This window comes from Bradyrhizobium sp. LCT2 (assembly GCF_009931255.1).
Classification (GTDB): Bacteria; Pseudomonadota; Alphaproteobacteria; order Rhizobiales; family Xanthobacteraceae; genus Bradyrhizobium; species Bradyrhizobium diazoefficiens.
The window spans coordinates 2,283,477-2,299,208 of sequence record NZ_CP034432.1 but is presented as its reverse complement, the minus strand read 5'-3'; the positions used below and the strand labels follow the sequence as shown (position 1 = coordinate 2,299,208).

Annotated in this window: 8 protein-coding genes and 6 pseudogenes; 8 read left to right on the top strand and 6 right to left on the bottom strand. The window is 59.9% G+C overall.

Translation table 11 applies throughout. The annotated features are described in order from the left end of the window. Positions 1-1,239 precede the first annotated feature (1,239 nt). On the bottom strand, positions 1,240-1,410 hold the full coding sequence (locus tag EI171_RS45540; protein WP_246740506.1) for a hypothetical protein: 171 nt from the start codon (positions 1,408-1,410) through the stop codon (positions 1,240-1,242). An 848-nt stretch (positions 1,411-2,258) separates the two neighbouring features. Here EI171_RS45540 and EI171_RS11440 point away from each other — a divergent pair. The 3 genes from EI171_RS11440 to EI171_RS11430 are packed head-to-tail and all read left to right on the top strand — an operon-like array spanning position 2,259 to position 4,751. Beyond that, on the top strand, positions 2,259-3,836 hold the full coding sequence (locus EI171_RS11440) for a flavin monoamine oxidase family protein (protein ID WP_161533370.1): 1,578 nt from the start codon (positions 2,259-2,261) through the stop codon (positions 3,834-3,836). 23 nt (positions 3,837-3,859) lie between these two features. Further along, positions 3,860-4,243, top strand: coding sequence for a cytochrome c (locus tag EI171_RS11435; protein ID WP_246740505.1), 384 nt, complete (start codon positions 3,860-3,862; stop codon positions 4,241-4,243). Between the two features lie 19 nt (positions 4,244-4,262). Then, the gene (locus EI171_RS11430) at positions 4,263-4,751 is read left to right on the top strand and encodes a Rid family hydrolase (protein ID WP_161533369.1); all 489 of its coding nucleotides are present in this window, start codon (positions 4,263-4,265) and stop codon (positions 4,749-4,751) included. A gap of 206 nt (positions 4,752-4,957) precedes the next feature. Here EI171_RS11430 and bioD read toward each other — a convergent pair. The 3 genes and pseudogenes from bioD to EI171_RS11415 all read right to left on the bottom strand — a co-directional run. Continuing rightward, a pseudogene (gene bioD, locus EI171_RS45535) lies at positions 4,958-5,204 on the bottom strand (ATP-dependent dethiobiotin synthetase BioD); the annotation flags it as partial. A gap of 410 nt (positions 5,205-5,614) precedes the next feature. After that, positions 5,615-5,824, bottom strand: a complete 210-nt coding sequence (locus tag EI171_RS11420; protein WP_161533368.1) for a hypothetical protein — start codon at positions 5,822-5,824, stop codon at positions 5,615-5,617. Positions 5,825-6,287: 463 nt separating this feature from the next. Beyond that, on the bottom strand, positions 6,288-6,941 hold the full coding sequence (locus tag EI171_RS11415) for a hypothetical protein (RefSeq protein WP_246740504.1): 654 nt from the start codon (positions 6,939-6,941) through the stop codon (positions 6,288-6,290). 186 nt (positions 6,942-7,127) lie between these two features. Between EI171_RS11415 and EI171_RS11410 the strand changes: the two are divergent. The 5 genes and pseudogenes from EI171_RS11410 to EI171_RS11390 form a co-directional block, all read left to right on the top strand. After that, positions 7,128-7,400 (top strand): annotated as a pseudogene (locus EI171_RS11410) (transposase); the annotation flags it as partial. A gap of 217 nt (positions 7,401-7,617) precedes the next feature. Then, a pseudogene (locus EI171_RS11405) lies at positions 7,618-8,984 on the top strand (IS110 family transposase). Next, positions 8,985-9,882 (top strand): annotated as a pseudogene (locus EI171_RS11400) (IS3 family transposase); the annotation flags it as partial. A gap of 1,091 nt (positions 9,883-10,973) precedes the next feature. Continuing rightward, positions 10,974-12,116: a diaminobutyrate--2-oxoglutarate transaminase gene (locus EI171_RS11395; RefSeq protein ID WP_246740503.1), complete on the top strand. Its 1,143-nt coding sequence runs from the start codon at positions 10,974-10,976 to the stop codon at positions 12,114-12,116. Positions 12,117-12,609: 493 nt separating this feature from the next. Next, positions 12,610-14,178, top strand: coding sequence for an ISL3 family transposase (locus EI171_RS11390; RefSeq protein ID WP_371740537.1), 1,569 nt, complete (start codon positions 12,610-12,612; stop codon positions 14,176-14,178). Between the two features lie 169 nt (positions 14,179-14,347). On the opposite strand, the pseudogene EI171_RS11385 reads toward EI171_RS11390, so the two are convergent. Next, positions 14,348-15,184: pseudogene (locus EI171_RS11385) on the bottom strand (ISNCY family transposase); the annotation flags it as partial. A gap of 262 nt (positions 15,185-15,446) precedes the next feature. Further along, positions 15,447-15,566 (bottom strand): annotated as a pseudogene (locus tag EI171_RS11380) (ATP-binding protein); the annotation flags it as partial. Positions 15,567-15,732: the final 166 nt, after the last annotated feature.

Genomic DNA, 15,732 nt, shown 5'->3' with positions numbered 1-15,732 from the left:
AATCCCGTCAAGAGATAGTAGACAATAACAATCCTGGCGGGCGTCGCCCGATAAGCATTTCATTTGTTGGCGGTGAGCCCAGATATTGGAACCCATCGTCGAGTAGAACATGGCCACCGTAATTTTCTAAGAAGCGACGGATGAATGGTAGACTTTTTCAAAGCCCCTCAGCAGCCGGTCTCGCTAGGCCGATAACCCTCGTGAGCGCTCGCAGTTCGCACTCCTCCAGAACCCTGATTCACGCAGTAAAACGGCACAGCAACTCGCTGTCCTCGCTCACCTTTGTGACTGTCATGATTGACTGGCTGTAGAATATCCATATGCGGCGCCCACAACTGTCCGTTAGTCAACTACTGACCGCAACAGTTGATGCCAGACGCAAGAATATGCGATGCGCTTGTTACGACTACCGGTTGGCAGGTAATACCTTCCGGTAAAGGAGACCCTTTATTCGTCAGCGTAGACGCGGCGACTTCGGCTGATCTGCGCGAAAGTGGTCGCACTCACGAAAGGGGTAGTGAAACTTTGGAATGGGGCCAACGCCGCATGCCGATCGTCGATCAAGAAAATCACTTGTAGGCAGGTCACACCGAGCGCGGCTAGCATGCCGCAGGATCACACGCAAAACGACAACTAGCCCCGATCTACACTGAAGAGCGGCGCTTACACTTTCACATTCGCTTACACTTTCACATTCCTGGGATAAACAATGAAGTTAGATGCCCCCTTCGCGCATCCCTGCGACTTCCAGGGTCTTTATTGGTAGGGATCGCCAGGGAAACTGGATCGCTCGCGAACAGAATGGCCTATTTGGCGGCCATGCGAACCGCAGCCAGCCATGGAAATTGGCACTCAACATTGGCCATGATTCAGAACGCATTGTCGAACTGGCGGAAGGGATCGAGCGCGATATTTTTTTGATCTCTCACCCCGCGATCGGCGGATCATGCGGCGCAGATCGATGCGACACAGGTCGTACGGTGACCGCACCCGCACTCCCCCGTACCGACCGTCCGCCCTCTCGGGAGCGAAAAATGAGGCAACGATCGCGCCTTCGGGAACATTCCTCCATGAGGCAATACGTGGGGGCAGCCGCAGCCAGACTGATATTTGCTCGAAAGTTCCTGGTCCGGTCTGCCGGACTGGCGATGTCCGCTGGGACGGGGTTGAGGTGACCTCGTTCATTCGGCTGGTCGCGGTTCTTACTCCGCTGCAACCTTGAGGCGCCCAACCCGGACATCATCGTGAGGCGCTGCGCGACCTCTTTCTCAGGATGCGATCGAAAACGCGAGTTGCGGCGATGAAGCCCAGGTTCTCGGCTGTCATGAAGGAAAGATACTGCAGCATGCGCTGCAAGGCTATGCCAAGCAGGACCGCATAGCTGGCGACTCCCCAGGCAAGCGCCGACATCCCCTCCCCCGGCGGGAGACGATCAATGAGACTCGAAAATACATGGGGGCTGCGACGCTGCTCGCGCTGGAGATCAGCACCGCTGTGGCAACGACAAGAAGCAAGAACCGATGGGACCGCCAGTACGCATCCAAAATATCGGAAATCGGTGACAACGCGCTGTCGTTTGACATGATCTGCGGCGGATCGAGGGAATGGGGCTTTGCTGGCGCTGAGAGAGCTGACAGAGCCTTCGCACGAACTAGACTCCATAAGATCTCAAGTAAAGATGCTCGATGCGGATTCAGCGAAATTTGCTCGTGTACACCATTGCTGGGCTTCAAACCATTTCTGTCCAGCACCGTCATCCAACCCCACCAATCTTGGTAGGCTGTCGCCCGGCTTCTCACATGAGAGACGTTATATTGTGGCTCGACACGCCGCCGCGCTACACGATGCGGCTTTTTGCTGGAGCATAGGATGCGAGACGACGAGAAGCCCGATCACCCTATCAATAGGAACACGACATGATGAGCGCGTTCGTCGCCCTCCTGGCGGGATACCGCTGCGGTGCAGCTCTATACAGTGCACGATGCCTATCCGGTGCTCGAAAAGCGAGCTCGGCCGCCCGTGGCGCGCTTCGCAATGTCTTGACTGGCATTTCGACCGGCCACCGGTGGTCGGGATCAACTTCGAGATGGATTGTCAGCGCGTGCATCGCGAGCGCGTGGTGTGATGCGTCGGTCGCGTGACGCATCAAAAGCGCGTGTGGGTGGATGGGAAGCGTGTGCCTTTCTTGACATTGGTTCACGTCAACCGTTTCCCTTCATCAACGAGGTCAGCGGCTGGGTGAACGCGGGTGCAGAACGATGGTAAGGCGGCGAGATTTGCTGGCGCTGATCGGGACCATCGCCGGCAGTACGGCGATGTATCGTGCGATGACGAGCCTCGGTTTCGCATCGGAGTCCGCCTACAAGGGGCCGCTCAAGCTCACGGGCGACGTGAAGGGCGCCTCTGTCCTGATTCTCGGCGCCGGGCTTGCCGGCATGACGGCGGCGCTGGAACTGCACAAGGCCGGCTACAAGGTCCAGATCCTCGAATTCAACAACCGCGCCGGCGGCCGCAACTGGTCGATTCGCGGTGGTGACAGCTTTACCGAGCTCGGCGGCTTCAAGCAGACCTGCCAGTTCGAGCAGGGGCTCTATTTTAATCCCGGGCCGTGGCGAATTCCCTATCATCATCGCGCGCTGCTCGATTACTGCCGTCGGCTCAAGGTGACGCTGGAATCCTTCATCCAGCTCAACCACAACGCCTATCTGCACGCGACACGTGCATTCAACGGTAAGCCGCAACGCTTTCGCAGCATCAAGGCGGACTTCCAGGGCGGAGTGTCGGAGCTGCTCGCGAAAGTCAGCCAGCAGGGTCGGCTCGACGAGCTCGTCAGCAAGGAAGACCAGGAGATTCTGCTGCAAGCGCTGCGCGAGTGGGGCGCACTGGATCGCGACTACAGGTACAATGCCAATCTCGGCTCCGCCGACGTTCGCGGTTATGCGCGCGATCCCGGCGGCGGCTTGATGGGTGATCCGCTGCCGAGCGACCCGATCTCGCTGCAGGAACTGCTGCGGTCGCGGATGTGGCGCTACGTCCAGAGCTTTGCGCACTACGATTTCCAGACCACCATGTTCCAGCCGGTCGGCGGCGTGGACATGATCGGCAAGGCGTTCGCGCGCGAGGTCGGCGACCTCATCCGCTATAACGCCAAGGTGACGCAGCTCCAGCAGAACAGCTCCGGCGTCACCGTGAGCTATGTCGACACCGCCAGTCCGTCCGCGGTGCAGCAGGCGACCGCCGACTGGTGCATCTGCACCATCCCGCTGCCGATCCTGAGTCAGCTGCCCGTCGACGTCAGCGGGCCGATGAAGAATGCGATCGATTCCTTGCCGTACGCCGCCTCGGTGAAGGTTGGGCTGCAGTTCAAGCGGCGGTTCTGGGAGGAGGATGAGGCGATCTATGGCGGCATCAGCTACACCGACCTGCCGATCCGGAATATCGGTTATCCGAACTATGGTTTCAACCGCGGCGGCCGCGGCGTCCTGCTCGGCGCCCATTTGTACGAGGGCGCCAATTCCTTCGAGTTCACGGCGATGACGCCGGCCGAACGGGTCGCCAGCGCGGTCGAGTTCGGCGCCAAGATCCATCCGCAGTACAAAAGCGAGTTCGAGAATGGCGTCGCGGTGGCGTGGCATCGGGTGCCGTTCACGCTCGGCTGCGCCGGTGAATGGACCGAAGCCGGGCGGGCGCAGCATTACCGCAATCTCTGCCAGATCGACGGCCGCATCGCGCTGGCGGGCGAGCACGCTTCGCAACTGCCGGCCTGGCAGGAGGGCGCAATCCTGTCCGCGCTCGATGCGATTACCCGATTGCACGAACGCGTGGTGAAGACATGATGGTGCGGACAGGAACATCGGTTATGGCGGCGATGGCATTGCTGTCGGCGACTGCGGCCCTCGGGCTGGACAGCGGGGTGACCAAGCGCACCTTCTCTTCAGGCTACGGTTTCGTGGAGATGACCGGCAAAGAGCTGTTCGGCAATGTTTGCCAGGGCTGCCACATGCCGGATGCGACGGGCGCAAGCGGCGCCGGCACCTATCCTTCGCTCGCCGGCAACAAGAATCTCGAAACCGGCAGCTATCCGATTTACCTCGTCGTCAACGGCCGCCGCGGCATGCCGGCGTTCGGCGACATGATGACCGATGGTCAGGTCGCCGCGGTTGTGAACTATCTGCGGACGCACTTCGGCAACACCTATCAGGACGCGGTGACGCCCAAGGACGTCCAGGACGCCCGCCGCTAAACACTTTGGAGAGAGTTCGATGAAATTCATCGGTATCGCACTGGGCGCCGCGCTGTCGGCGATGGCGACCGCTGCCTCCGCGGATGTGGTCAGGCATCCGATTCCCAACTCGACATTCCCGATCGCGCAGGCCGTGACGGTCACCGACAACACCACGACGGTCTATGTCAGCGGCCAAGTGCCGCCGGTCGTCCACAAGGATGCCGATCCATCGAGCCCGCAGGCCTATGGCGACATCAAGACCCAGACCGTCGGTGTGCTCAACCGCATCAAGGCCATTCTGGAAGGCCAGGGTCTCGGCATGGGCGACGTCGTCAAGATGCAGGTATTTTTAGTGCACAACACGTCCGCGCCGATGGACTTCAAGGCCTTCATGGAGGGCTACACCCAGTTCTTCGGCGGCAGCCAGCCGAACCTGCCGGCGCGCTCGGTGCTCGGCGTCACAGCGCTCGCCAATCCCGGCTTCCTGGTCGAGATCGAGGTGATCGCGGCCAAGGATTCCAAATAAGGACTCCAAATAGACTGCACGAAACTGCGGAGCATGCGCGCGCAAACTGAAGGGCTCGCCGTCTTGCCAAAGCGCGTGTCGCCTGTCTGAATTCATCTCCAATCCGGTGGCGGAATTCCGGGAGAGCACGATGTCGCACGAGGCCCGAAACATGGTTCGATCGCTGCGGCTCGCCGCGGCGCTCGGACCGCTGCTGTTCGCAACCGGCGCCAGGCTGCCTGCAGCATGTCCGCGGTGAGGTCAGAGAGCCATGGCAATCGTCTCAGACAGCGCACCCGCCCCTTCTCGCGGATGACTGTCTGAGTCTCGGCATTTCTTTCTCCGATGAAGGCCATCCGAGTATGGGATCTCTCGCTTTCGGAGAGCCTCTATCGACAGCAGTGAGTGATTGATGGTGCCAAGCGCTGTGCTCGAGCAAAGCACGACTGGAAGCCGCCAGCGCTCGAACACATCAGTTGCGGCGGCACGGCTGCACATCAATTTCTTCCAGCCTTCGTTTAAGCTGAAGGAGAAGCACCGTGAAGGCGCCAAAGTGGTCAAGCGCTATCTTCCTCCGGCAACGCCGTACGAAGAGCGTTGGTCCATCCGAGTCTCGATGAGGCATTCAAATACAGGCTGCAAGAGATCTACAGCTCGCTTGATCCGCTCGCATTGCTGGCGCAGATGCGGGATGCCCAAAATGAACTGGGCAAGCGCGTCGATCGGCGGGCTGGAATGTCAGGACTGACGCCCGCGCCCCCGCGCCGGTGCCGAGTGATGTGGTGGATTTTGCCCGAGAGCTCGGCGATGGTTGGAGCGCGGGCGAGCAGCGGAGCATTCATCGACGCCGCTATGTGCGGCGCACGCCTGTGCCTCGTCGGCCATCAATGCGCGACCCTTACATTCCCATCATCGAGGAAAGGCTCGCGGCGGTTCCGCACTTGTCCGCGGTCGATCTTCTCTCCCGGATAGAAGCGCATGCGCCCGGTCAGTTCGGGCGGCGTCGGCGGGCGTACGTTGCAGCGGCTGATGAAGGATTGGCGATCCAAGGCCGCTCGACAGCTTATCAGCAGCGCAGAGATCACGTTAAGCATCGACCCACCCTCCGAGGTCCGGGTCCCGACAGGCGCCTTCGCCTAATCGCCGCAAGCCGCTCGCTCGCTACGGCGCTATGGAGGGCGCGCTTCGCGAGCGGCTTGCTCGGACTCGCGGCAAGCCGAATCCAGGAACAACGGGGGGTCCGCTTCGATAACATTCTCATCTGAGGCAATATGCGGGGTTAATTGCGGACATCGCTTGACAACCCGAGTAGGCAACAAATTCGTCTATCGTCATCACGTCATCGCAGAGGGTAAGGCTTCTTGGTTCTTTCGGCCACAGTTTCCAAGATGCAGTCGCATAGCTTTTCTAAGTCACGAATCTTATGCTCTGCTGAAATACACACACGAATGCCGGCCATATCTTGCCCGAGCGTCGGGAAGGATACGACTGAAGTATAGAAGCCGCGCTCTAAGAGGGCTCTTGCGATTGCAACCGCATTGGCTTGCGGTCCAATCACTATTGTTCTGATCGGAAGTGAATTGCCTTGCTGGGCTGTTGCGAGGAGGCGGTCAAAGAGCTCGATGCGTTGCACAAATCGGTTTTGGAGCTGACCAAGTTCTGCAGACTGGTGAATAGCGCGGCACCAATTGCCGCCAGATCGGGGAGCGTCGAAAACGCTTGGGGAATGGAACCGCATCGAAATAGCGCCTCGTGGACGGCCGATCCAAGCATCAACATTCCGCCCGACGCACCAAATCCTCTAGCCAGCGAAGCTGCTATGATCGTTCGTTCGTCAAGAACTTGCGGATACCGCGAGCGAGCAAAACCTTCGCCGCGGCATCCGAAGATCGACATGGCGCGAGTATCGTCGATGTATAGAAACAACCCATAGCGCTCCCGGAGCCGCCGCAACTCTCGGATTGGCGAATAGTCTCCCATGGGGTAAACACCATCGCATACGTAAGCGACAACCGGATTTTCGCGGCATAGGCGTTCCAGAGCGTCGATGTCGTTGTGCGAGATCGTTTCCAACCGAGCTTCAACAGCCACTGCCGGTTTGTGATAGGCCAGGGAGATATGTGCGGACATATCGAACACGATCACCGGCTTTCTTCCGCCTGTTAATTGGCCCGAAGCAAGGAGGAGCATCGCGCCCAGATTGGCGATCATGCCACTGGAAAAGGTTAGCACCCGCGCACAGAACGTTGCGGACAGACTTTCCTCAAGTTCTCGCCGAAGATCGAGACTGAGTTGCGTTCGAGCGCACGACCGATGCAATGACCGCTGTGCCTCTATTGAGCTGCTGCCGGTTTGATGGACACCGAGATTAGGTGTTCCATGAAGCCGGAGGTGGCGATGAAAAGACGGAAGTTCAGCCGCGAGTTCAAGGTCGAGGCGGTCAAGCTGGTGCGGGAACGTGGGGTGTCGGTGGCGCAAGCCGGCCGTGACCTGGATGTTCATGAGAATGTTCTCCGCAAATGGGTGAAGGAGTTGGGCTCCGACCCGACGCAAGCCTTTCCCGGCCACGGGCAGATGAAGCCGGAGCAGCAGGAGATCGAGCGGCTGCGCCGTGAGGTCGCCAAGCTGAAGGCCGAGCGGGATATCCTAAAAAACTGTCGCGGGCCGTTGCCCGCCTGCGCGCGGTAGAAACAACCGGTGCTATCCTGCAGCTTGGAGGGTAGCGGCCGTCAGCTTATTGGAGGCACAGTCCCCGTTAAAAAACGTGGTCCATGGGTGCATGCGAACTTGAGAGTGGTGACGCCGCCCCCGGCAGCGATCCCGATTAGGAAGATGACGATTGGCATAGCCCAGACCCTCCTACCGACAATCAGATGGAGGATTTGCTATGCCCAAAAGGACAACCGGTGACCGCCCAGAATTAAATTCGGTCAACGTTGGTGCGGCGTCCATCGACATTGGATCAAAAATGCACATGGCCGCGGTCGATCCGATCTGCACCGACAAACCGGTGCGCGCGTTCGGCACATTTACGCAGGACCTGCACGATCTAGCGGACTGGTTCAAGGCATGTGGCGTGACCAGTGTGGCGATGGAATCCACCGGGTCTATTGGATCCCGGCCTACGAGATTCTTGAGCAGCGCGGGTTCGAGGTTATTCTGGTCAATGCGCGTTATGCCAAGAACGTACCTGGGCGCAAGACAGATGTCAGCGATGCCGCATGGCTACGCCAGCTCCATTCTTACGGTCTGTTACGCGGGAGCTTCCGCCCAGATGGCGAGATCGCAACCTTGCGCGCCTATCTGCGTCAGCGGGAGCGACTTGTCGAATACGCAGCCGCCCACATCCAGCACATGCAAAAAGCCCTGATGGAGATGAACTTGCAACTTCATCACGTTGTCTCCGACATTACCGGCGTGACCGGGATGCGAATTATCCGAGCTATTGTCGCGGGCGAGCGCAATCCCGACGTGTTGGCGGCCTATCGCGATGTTCGCTGCCATTCCTCCGTCGAGACGATCCGCGCCGCACTGGTGGGCAATGATCGGGACGAACATGTCTTCGCGCTGACCCAGTCGCTGGAGCTCTACGACACCTACCAGGCCAAGATGCTCGACTGCGACCGCAAGCTGGAATCCTTGATAGCGGCGCTGACTGACAGAGGGGCCAAGCCGGTCGGCAAGCTATCCAGGCCGCGGGTGAAGACCAAGCAGGTCAACACACCTTCGTTCGACGTCAGGGCCGCACTATACGGCGTCCTAGGCGTCGATCTGACCGAGATCCATGGGTTGGGCCCCTCACTTGCGTTAAAGCTCATTGGCGAATGCGGCACGGATCTCAGAGCATGGCCGACCGCCAAGCACTTCACCTCCTGGCTGTGCCTGGCGCCGGGGAACAAAATCTCCGGCGGCAAGGTGCTCTCTTCGCGTACGCGGAGATCGTCCAGTCGAGCAGCGGCGCTGTTGCGGCTGGCGGCCACGACCATCGGGCGGAGCGATACGGCGCTCGGAGCATTCTATCGACGGCTGTCCTCCCGTGCGGGCAAGGCAAAGGCCGTGACGGCGACTGCCCGCAAAATTGCGGTCCTGTTCTACAACTCCCTCAGGCATGGCATGACCTACAGGGATCCGGGTGCAGACCACTATGAGGAGCAATATCGCAGCCGCGTCCTTGCCAATCTGAAGCGGCGCGCCAAGTCGCTGGGCTTCGTTTTGCAAGCTGTTCGGTGTGACGCTGAGGTGGCTATTTCTTAGGAAGGCCGCAGCCTACTTCGCGAAGGAAGCGACATGAAGTTCGCCTTCGTCGCGAAGCACCGGACGATCTGGCCGGTGGCATGGCTATGCGATGCGCTGGGAGTGTCGCGGTCGGGCTTCCATGCCTGGCTGAACCGCTCTCCCAGCGCCAGATCCCGCAGCGACGAGGAGCTTGGCGGCAAGGTCAAGGCCAGCTTCGCCGCCAGCGACCGCACCTATGGCGCACGCCGGGTGTGGCGTGACCTGCTCGCCGACGGGGCGGATTGCGGCCTGCACCGGATTGAGCGGCTGATGCGCCTGCAAGGCTTGCGGGCGCGGCCGCGACGTCGGCGCTTGCCGAAGGACAGCGGCGATCGACAGCTCGAGACCGTACCGGCGAACCTCCTTGACCGGCAGTTCGCCGCCGAGCGGCCGAACCAGAAGTGGATCGCCGACTTCACCTATCTCTGGACGGCCGAAGGCTGGCTCTATGCCGCAGCGGTGATCGACCTGTTCTCACGCCGCGTGGTGGGCTGGTCGATGAGTGCCGCCATGACGGCACAGCTCGTGACGGACGCATTGTTGATGGCCGTCTGGCGGCGCGGCAAGCCGGATGCGCTGTTGCATCACTCCGACCAGGGCAGTCAGTACACCAGCGAGCAGTTCCAGCGCCTGATGGCCGACCACGGCATCGTTTGCAGCATGAGCCGCTCCGGCAACGTCTGGGACAACGGCGATGGAGAGCTTCTTCTCCTCGCTCAAGACCGAGCGTACGGCCAACAAGATTTATCGAACCAGAGATGAGGCACGCGCCGATGTGTTCGACTACATCGAACGATTTTACAACACGACCCGCAGGCACTCGACCATCGGCTATCTCAGCCCGGTTGAGTTCGAGCGCAAGGTGGGATTAACTTAACCGGGTGTCCATCAAACCGGCAGCAGCTCATATCGCTTCGATCGCCCCATCGACGACTGCCCGATGATTGTCGAGACCTAGGTATGAGCGTCGCACGAAGTCAATTGGTGGCGAACCTCCTTCAAGTGAACCCTTGTCCACACGCGACAACGTGTGTCGCTCCGGTCCACTTTTGCGGCTCATTCAGGTCAGCTTCCCTGCACTGCTTGGCCACTTCAGTTCGCATCACGCTGGTGAGGCGACCTGCCCGAACCTGCCCTTGAACCGCTAGTGATCGCCGCAAGCTGTTCGCAAGCGACCTGCGGAGGGTGGTACTACTGAGCTAAATTTGCTTTTGGCCACATGGAAAGCGGTGACAGCTTGGGGTGCCGCGCTTGCGGCAACATGATGTCGCCGGGCCGAACCCGACCAGGTTTGTCTTTGTCGAGCACGTCCAGCACGTTCCTTTTCCTCCGGTAATCGATGTCTTCCATTTGGGGCGTAGGTCGCCCGCCACTCCGAGATGATTTCGCTCGCCATTCCGGATGAGAGCGCCCGGGTTACCAGGCCTCGTCCATAAGCTCCTCCAGGTTGTCCTAAGTCTCTAGTGAGGGGAGATCCTGCACGCCGATACAGAGGTTCGCGGTTCGCCACTGATCCGCCTTGAAAGCGGACGCGGAATTCGGCTTCCATATTGTCTCTAACCTCGTCCAACAACGCGTCATCCCCAAGTTGGAGCCGTCTCTTCGAGCATGCGTAGTCCGTCTTCGGCCTCGCTCTATGCAACTGAACGCAGCCTGGAAGCTCAGCGAAGCAACCATGACCACAAAAACTGGTAGGCTCGCTGTTTTCAGTTCTGAAGTATATGAAACAAGCCACTCTGGGGCAGACCGACGCATGCTGCAACGTCCCGCCACGGACATTCCGGCCGGCATGTCCCCGGCCGCTTGTTCTCAGAGCCGCACGTTTATTGCCAGATGCCCAGGAGGCCCCATGCTTGAACCAATCAGGAGCGAGGCACGCAAGCTGCAGGCCCTCGAAGCTCGCGAATCGAACGTCCGCTCATACTCACGTTGTTTCCCCGCCATTTTCAGTCAGCACGTGACTCGACCATGTTCACCTACAGCGGTCGAAAGCTCATTGACTTCTTATCCGGCGCTGGAGCGTTGAACTACGGCCACAACAATCATGAGATCAAAGCTGCCATTACTGAGTATCTAGCGTCGGACGCCGTCATTCACGGGCTTGACATGGCCACTCCTGCAAAGCTGGAGTTTATGGAGACTTTCAGCTCTGTCATACTTCGCGAACGGGCCATGCAATACCGCTTCCAATTCACAGGGCCAACAGGTGCAAATGCCATCGAGGCAGCTTTGAAGCTATCGCGCAAAGTCACAGGTCGTCAAAATGTCGTTTCATTCACGCGTGGGTATCATGGGATGAGCTTAGGAGCGATTGCCGCGAGCGGAAATCGCTTTTATCGGGCAGCCTCCGGCATTTCTTTGCTTGGTGCAACTTTGATGCCCTTCGACGGCTATTTGGGGCCAACTGTCGACACTGCTGACTATCTTCAAAAGGTGTTGGCGGACGAAGGAAGTGGCATCGATCGTCCAGCTGCCATTCTCGTCGAGACTGTGCAGGGAGAAGGCGGTATAAACGTAGCTGGCAAGCAGTGGCTGCAGTCCATCCAAGCCATCGCTAAAGAGTTTGGCGCTCTTTTCATTGTTGACGACGTCCAAATGGGCTGTGGTCGCACCGGCGACTTCTTCAGTTTCGAATCCGCGGCTTTGTCACCAGATATTGTCGTGCTGTCGAAATCGCTAAGTGGTTACGGTCTGCCGTTGTCAATGTTGTTGATCCGCGAAGGTCTCGACGCATGGCGCCCGGGAGAACACACAGGCACGTTTCGAGGAAACAACCTCGCACTCGTATCAGCGACCGCGGCTATAAACATCTATTGGCGCGACCGGATCTTCTCGGAAGGGGTCAAGCACAGAGGCAAACTTATGCGGAGCCGGCTCGAGGCAATTGCCTCGGAGCATGGTGACAATTTTTCCGTTCGAGGACGGGGCATGGCGATGGGGTTTGACTGCAAAATTGCAGAAATCGCAGAGGGGACAGCACGCAAGGCATTCGAGAAAGGATTGATTATCGAACGATGCGGGCCCACTGATGAGGTTGTAAAGTTCCTGCCGGCACTCACGATCGACCTTGAGCTCTTAATCAAGGGCTTGATATTTTTAAACACTCTCTGAGCGAAACCCTCCGCACCCTAAATTTCCCATGCCGCGTCGTCCGAGACAAGCATGCGCCGACTGAAGTGGGGACTCCCTCAACCACCAATCCCGCAGCCTAACAGACGCGTATCAAGGGTGCTAACAAGCTTGCGGAGACGCCAGCTACAATCGCCTCGTTCCGGCGAGCTTAGGCCATCGTACCTGCGTTTGACATAGTATCGCATTCCTAAGGAACAACTTGCTAGCTAATTAAGAGCTGACATGAGCGGTTTGAAGCTAAACAGCCTCAGCGAAGGCCTAACACTCGCACACTCTGGTAGGCCGAGTTGCGGCGCGATAATCAGGGGTTCTTCCGCACATTTGGTGCAGGGTGCAGGATTCACGAACAGTGCGAATAAGGGCATAAGGTCGGAATCGCAGTCGACGTCCGTGATTCGCCTTGCTCCACGCCTTCCGCTCGCTGGTTTCTCCCGAACTTTCGATTGTCCAGATCCTTCCCCAGACGGATAGGGTGGTGCTCGTGGCTCGGCCGAAGTCAGCGGTCTCGCTCTGTCCCTGTTGCGGCGGCCAGACGGGTCGCGTCCACAGCCATTACCTGCGACGCTTAGCCGATCTGCCGTGGCAAGGTCGAGTGGTCGAAATCCGGCTTCAGGCGCGACGCTTTCGATGCGCGAATCCGCAATGCCCGCGTCAGATATTCACCGAGCGACTACCGGCAACGGTGCGGCCGAAAGCAAGACGCACAACCCGCCTCGGCGAGAGCCTACTGGCAATGGGCTTTGCGGTCGGCGGAGAACCCGGCTCGCGCCTGTCGCGCAAACTGGCCATGCCGGTCAGTGGCGACACCTTGCTCCGGATGGTTCACTCGGCTCCCTTGCCGGATTTCGTGGCCCCGACCGTCGTCGGCATCGACGATTGGGCTTGGCGTCGTGGCCAGCGATATGGAACGATCATCTGCGATCTGGAGCGCAATTGCGTGCTTGACCTGCTTCCCGATCGTAATGCCGACAGTGTTGCGCGCTGGCTGAAGCGCTGGCCGGGCATCAAGGTCGTAGCCCGCGACCGTGCGGGCCTTTATGCTGATGGCGCACGCTGCGGCGCGCCCGACGCGGTGCAGGTGGCGGACCGCTGGCACCTGCTCAACAGTCTGGGTGAGGCCCTGCGCCACGCTGTCGGCCGCCATCGTCACAACGTAGCCGCCGCCGTGCAAATCATGGCGTCCGTGCAACGACCGAAGACTGGCAGTTCCACGCTCCCGCCCGGCCTTGCACAATTGCGGGCGGATCGAAAGGCTGCACGACGCGAACGCTGGGATGAAATCTGTCGCCTACGCGAGCAAGGTTGCCCGACATCTGGGATCGCCCAACTGCTCGGCGTCGACAGGCGCACGGTTCAGCGCTGGCTGGCCGCTGGCGGCGAACCAGAGCATTCGCGTCCTCACAGACCTTCACATCTTCTCGCGCCCTTCTCGGCATGGCTCGAAGCGCGGTGGGCCTCCGGCAGCCAGGGGGGCCAGCAGCTTTGGCGCGAGCTTCAGCAACAGGGTTATACTGGAAGTCGGGTGACCGTCGCGCGATGGGCCGCTGACAGGCGTGCCCATGCAGGCTCCGGAGGAGCAGCACAACCGCACCCAACCTGGAAAGCTCCCTCGCGTCGTCGCTGTGCTTGGTATTTGAGCCGGGATCTGGATCAGATCGATGCTGACGCCAGGCTGTTCCTCGGTCACTTGTTTGCGCGAGCTCCGGAACTCGCCACGACAGCAGAGCTAGCGAAGCGGTTTGTGTCTCTTCTCAGGGACAGCGACATCGCCGAGCTCGATGAATGGATCGCACAAGCAGCCAACAGCGAGCTCAAGAGCTTCGCCAACGGCATCGCGCGCGACATCGACGCGGTCCGAGCGGCAAAAACTACCCCTCAGTCCGGTCGAAGGCCAGATCAGCAGGATCAAAGCCATCAAACGACAAATGTATGGCCGGGCAAGCTATCCGCTATTGCGTCGACGCGTCCTTCTGGCTGCCTGAGAACGACCGCCCAACCTATCCAACCCCAGCTGCTGCACCAAATATGCGGAAGAACCTAATCAGGATGAGAACGCGTATTGGCTCATGGAGGAATGCTCCCGAAGACGCGATCGCTGCCTCATTTATTTTGCTCCCGAGAGGACGGATGGTCGGTACGGGGGAGGTCCTTCGTGGAGCTGGCCGCGGTTGCGCAACGACCAGCCTCCCCCATACCGGAGGCGACCGCGATCACCGTACGACCAGTGTCGCGTCGATCCGCGCCTCGTGATACGCCGATCCAACCAGCAGCGCGCTTGCCTGCTCGCTCCGCCAGGATTTGAGACTGCGCTGAAGCGTTCGCAACAGGTTGTTCGGGTACGCGCCCGGATATTCCGCTGCAACCTCGTCAGGAGCTCGGCTGCGGTTCGCCACGGCTTGGCCTTGAACTACTCCTGCAGTTGTGGGGGCGCCTGAACGAGCGGATCAAGGCAACGGCGACCTCGCTTCACTTTGAGGATCGGCCGGACCGTCGGTCGAGAGCCGCCCTCTTTCCACGCCGTTTGCAGGCTGGCGAGGAACAGGTCGATCGGCGGAGCGGCAGCAATCGAACCGCCCGCCGGCTCACATCGGCGAGGTCGGCCAGACGTTGCGGCGCGCGCCGGATGTCGCGCAGCAACGCGACCGGGTCCAAGTTGGCGCAGATTCCTGCAGTCGGTCCCGAACCGCATCGGGGGTGCGTCGGTCCGTTGCTGATGCGGTGTCGCGGCGCGCTGTAAGATTTACGCACGTGTGCACCATCGCGCTGTTTTCCGATCAGCTTGAACGACGGCTGGAAGAAGTTCACGAACAGGCGCACTGAGCGATAGAGTTCTGCGAGCAACGCAGCCGCCTCGAGCCCCTCAAACCCGTCGGACCACGGCTCCGTTCTTCTATTCGACAAATGCCTGGTCGTTCTTGCGGTAAGGCCGGCAACGGGTGAAGACAATGTTCGCCTGCTCGCCATACGCTTTCAGCGTCTCGTTTATGAACCACGGAATCATTATCGGTACCGATACCCTGGAGCGAAAACGGCAGCTGTCTGCGTATTCCAGGGATGGTGATTAGTGATTCCAGGCGATCGTGATCACGGTTTCCAGACGATTGTGATCACTTGCGGAGGCGAACACGACTGACGTGTTGATGTGTGCTGGAAATGGTCTTCCTGGTCAAGACGGGCGGGAGGGTTTGGAGATCGGTCCAGCGGTCCATGGGAAGGCCCCGCGCGCGGCGCGGAGTGGCCCCCACGAGCGACGCAGCGGCGCGCGCGGGAGGGACCTGTGGGCCGGTGGGGCGATCGGGCGCGCGGTGGTCACGCTGTTGTCCTATCGTCGGCCCGTCGACGCAGGCTGTCGCCCTTGAGCTCGATGCGGTGGGCGTTGTGAATGATGCGGTCCAATATGGCGTCGCCGAGTGTGGGATCGCCGAACACGACAGAGTACCCCTATTTTGGAACGGGTCGTGTCTCACGTCACGATCATCGACCCGCATCATTTTCTGTTCGGGCACCGGCTTGAGGTGCTGAAGGAGCGGTCGGGGCGCGGTCCTGCCTACATCGTTGTCGCGCTGCCGGACGGACGTCCGCGGGCGGTTCGGAT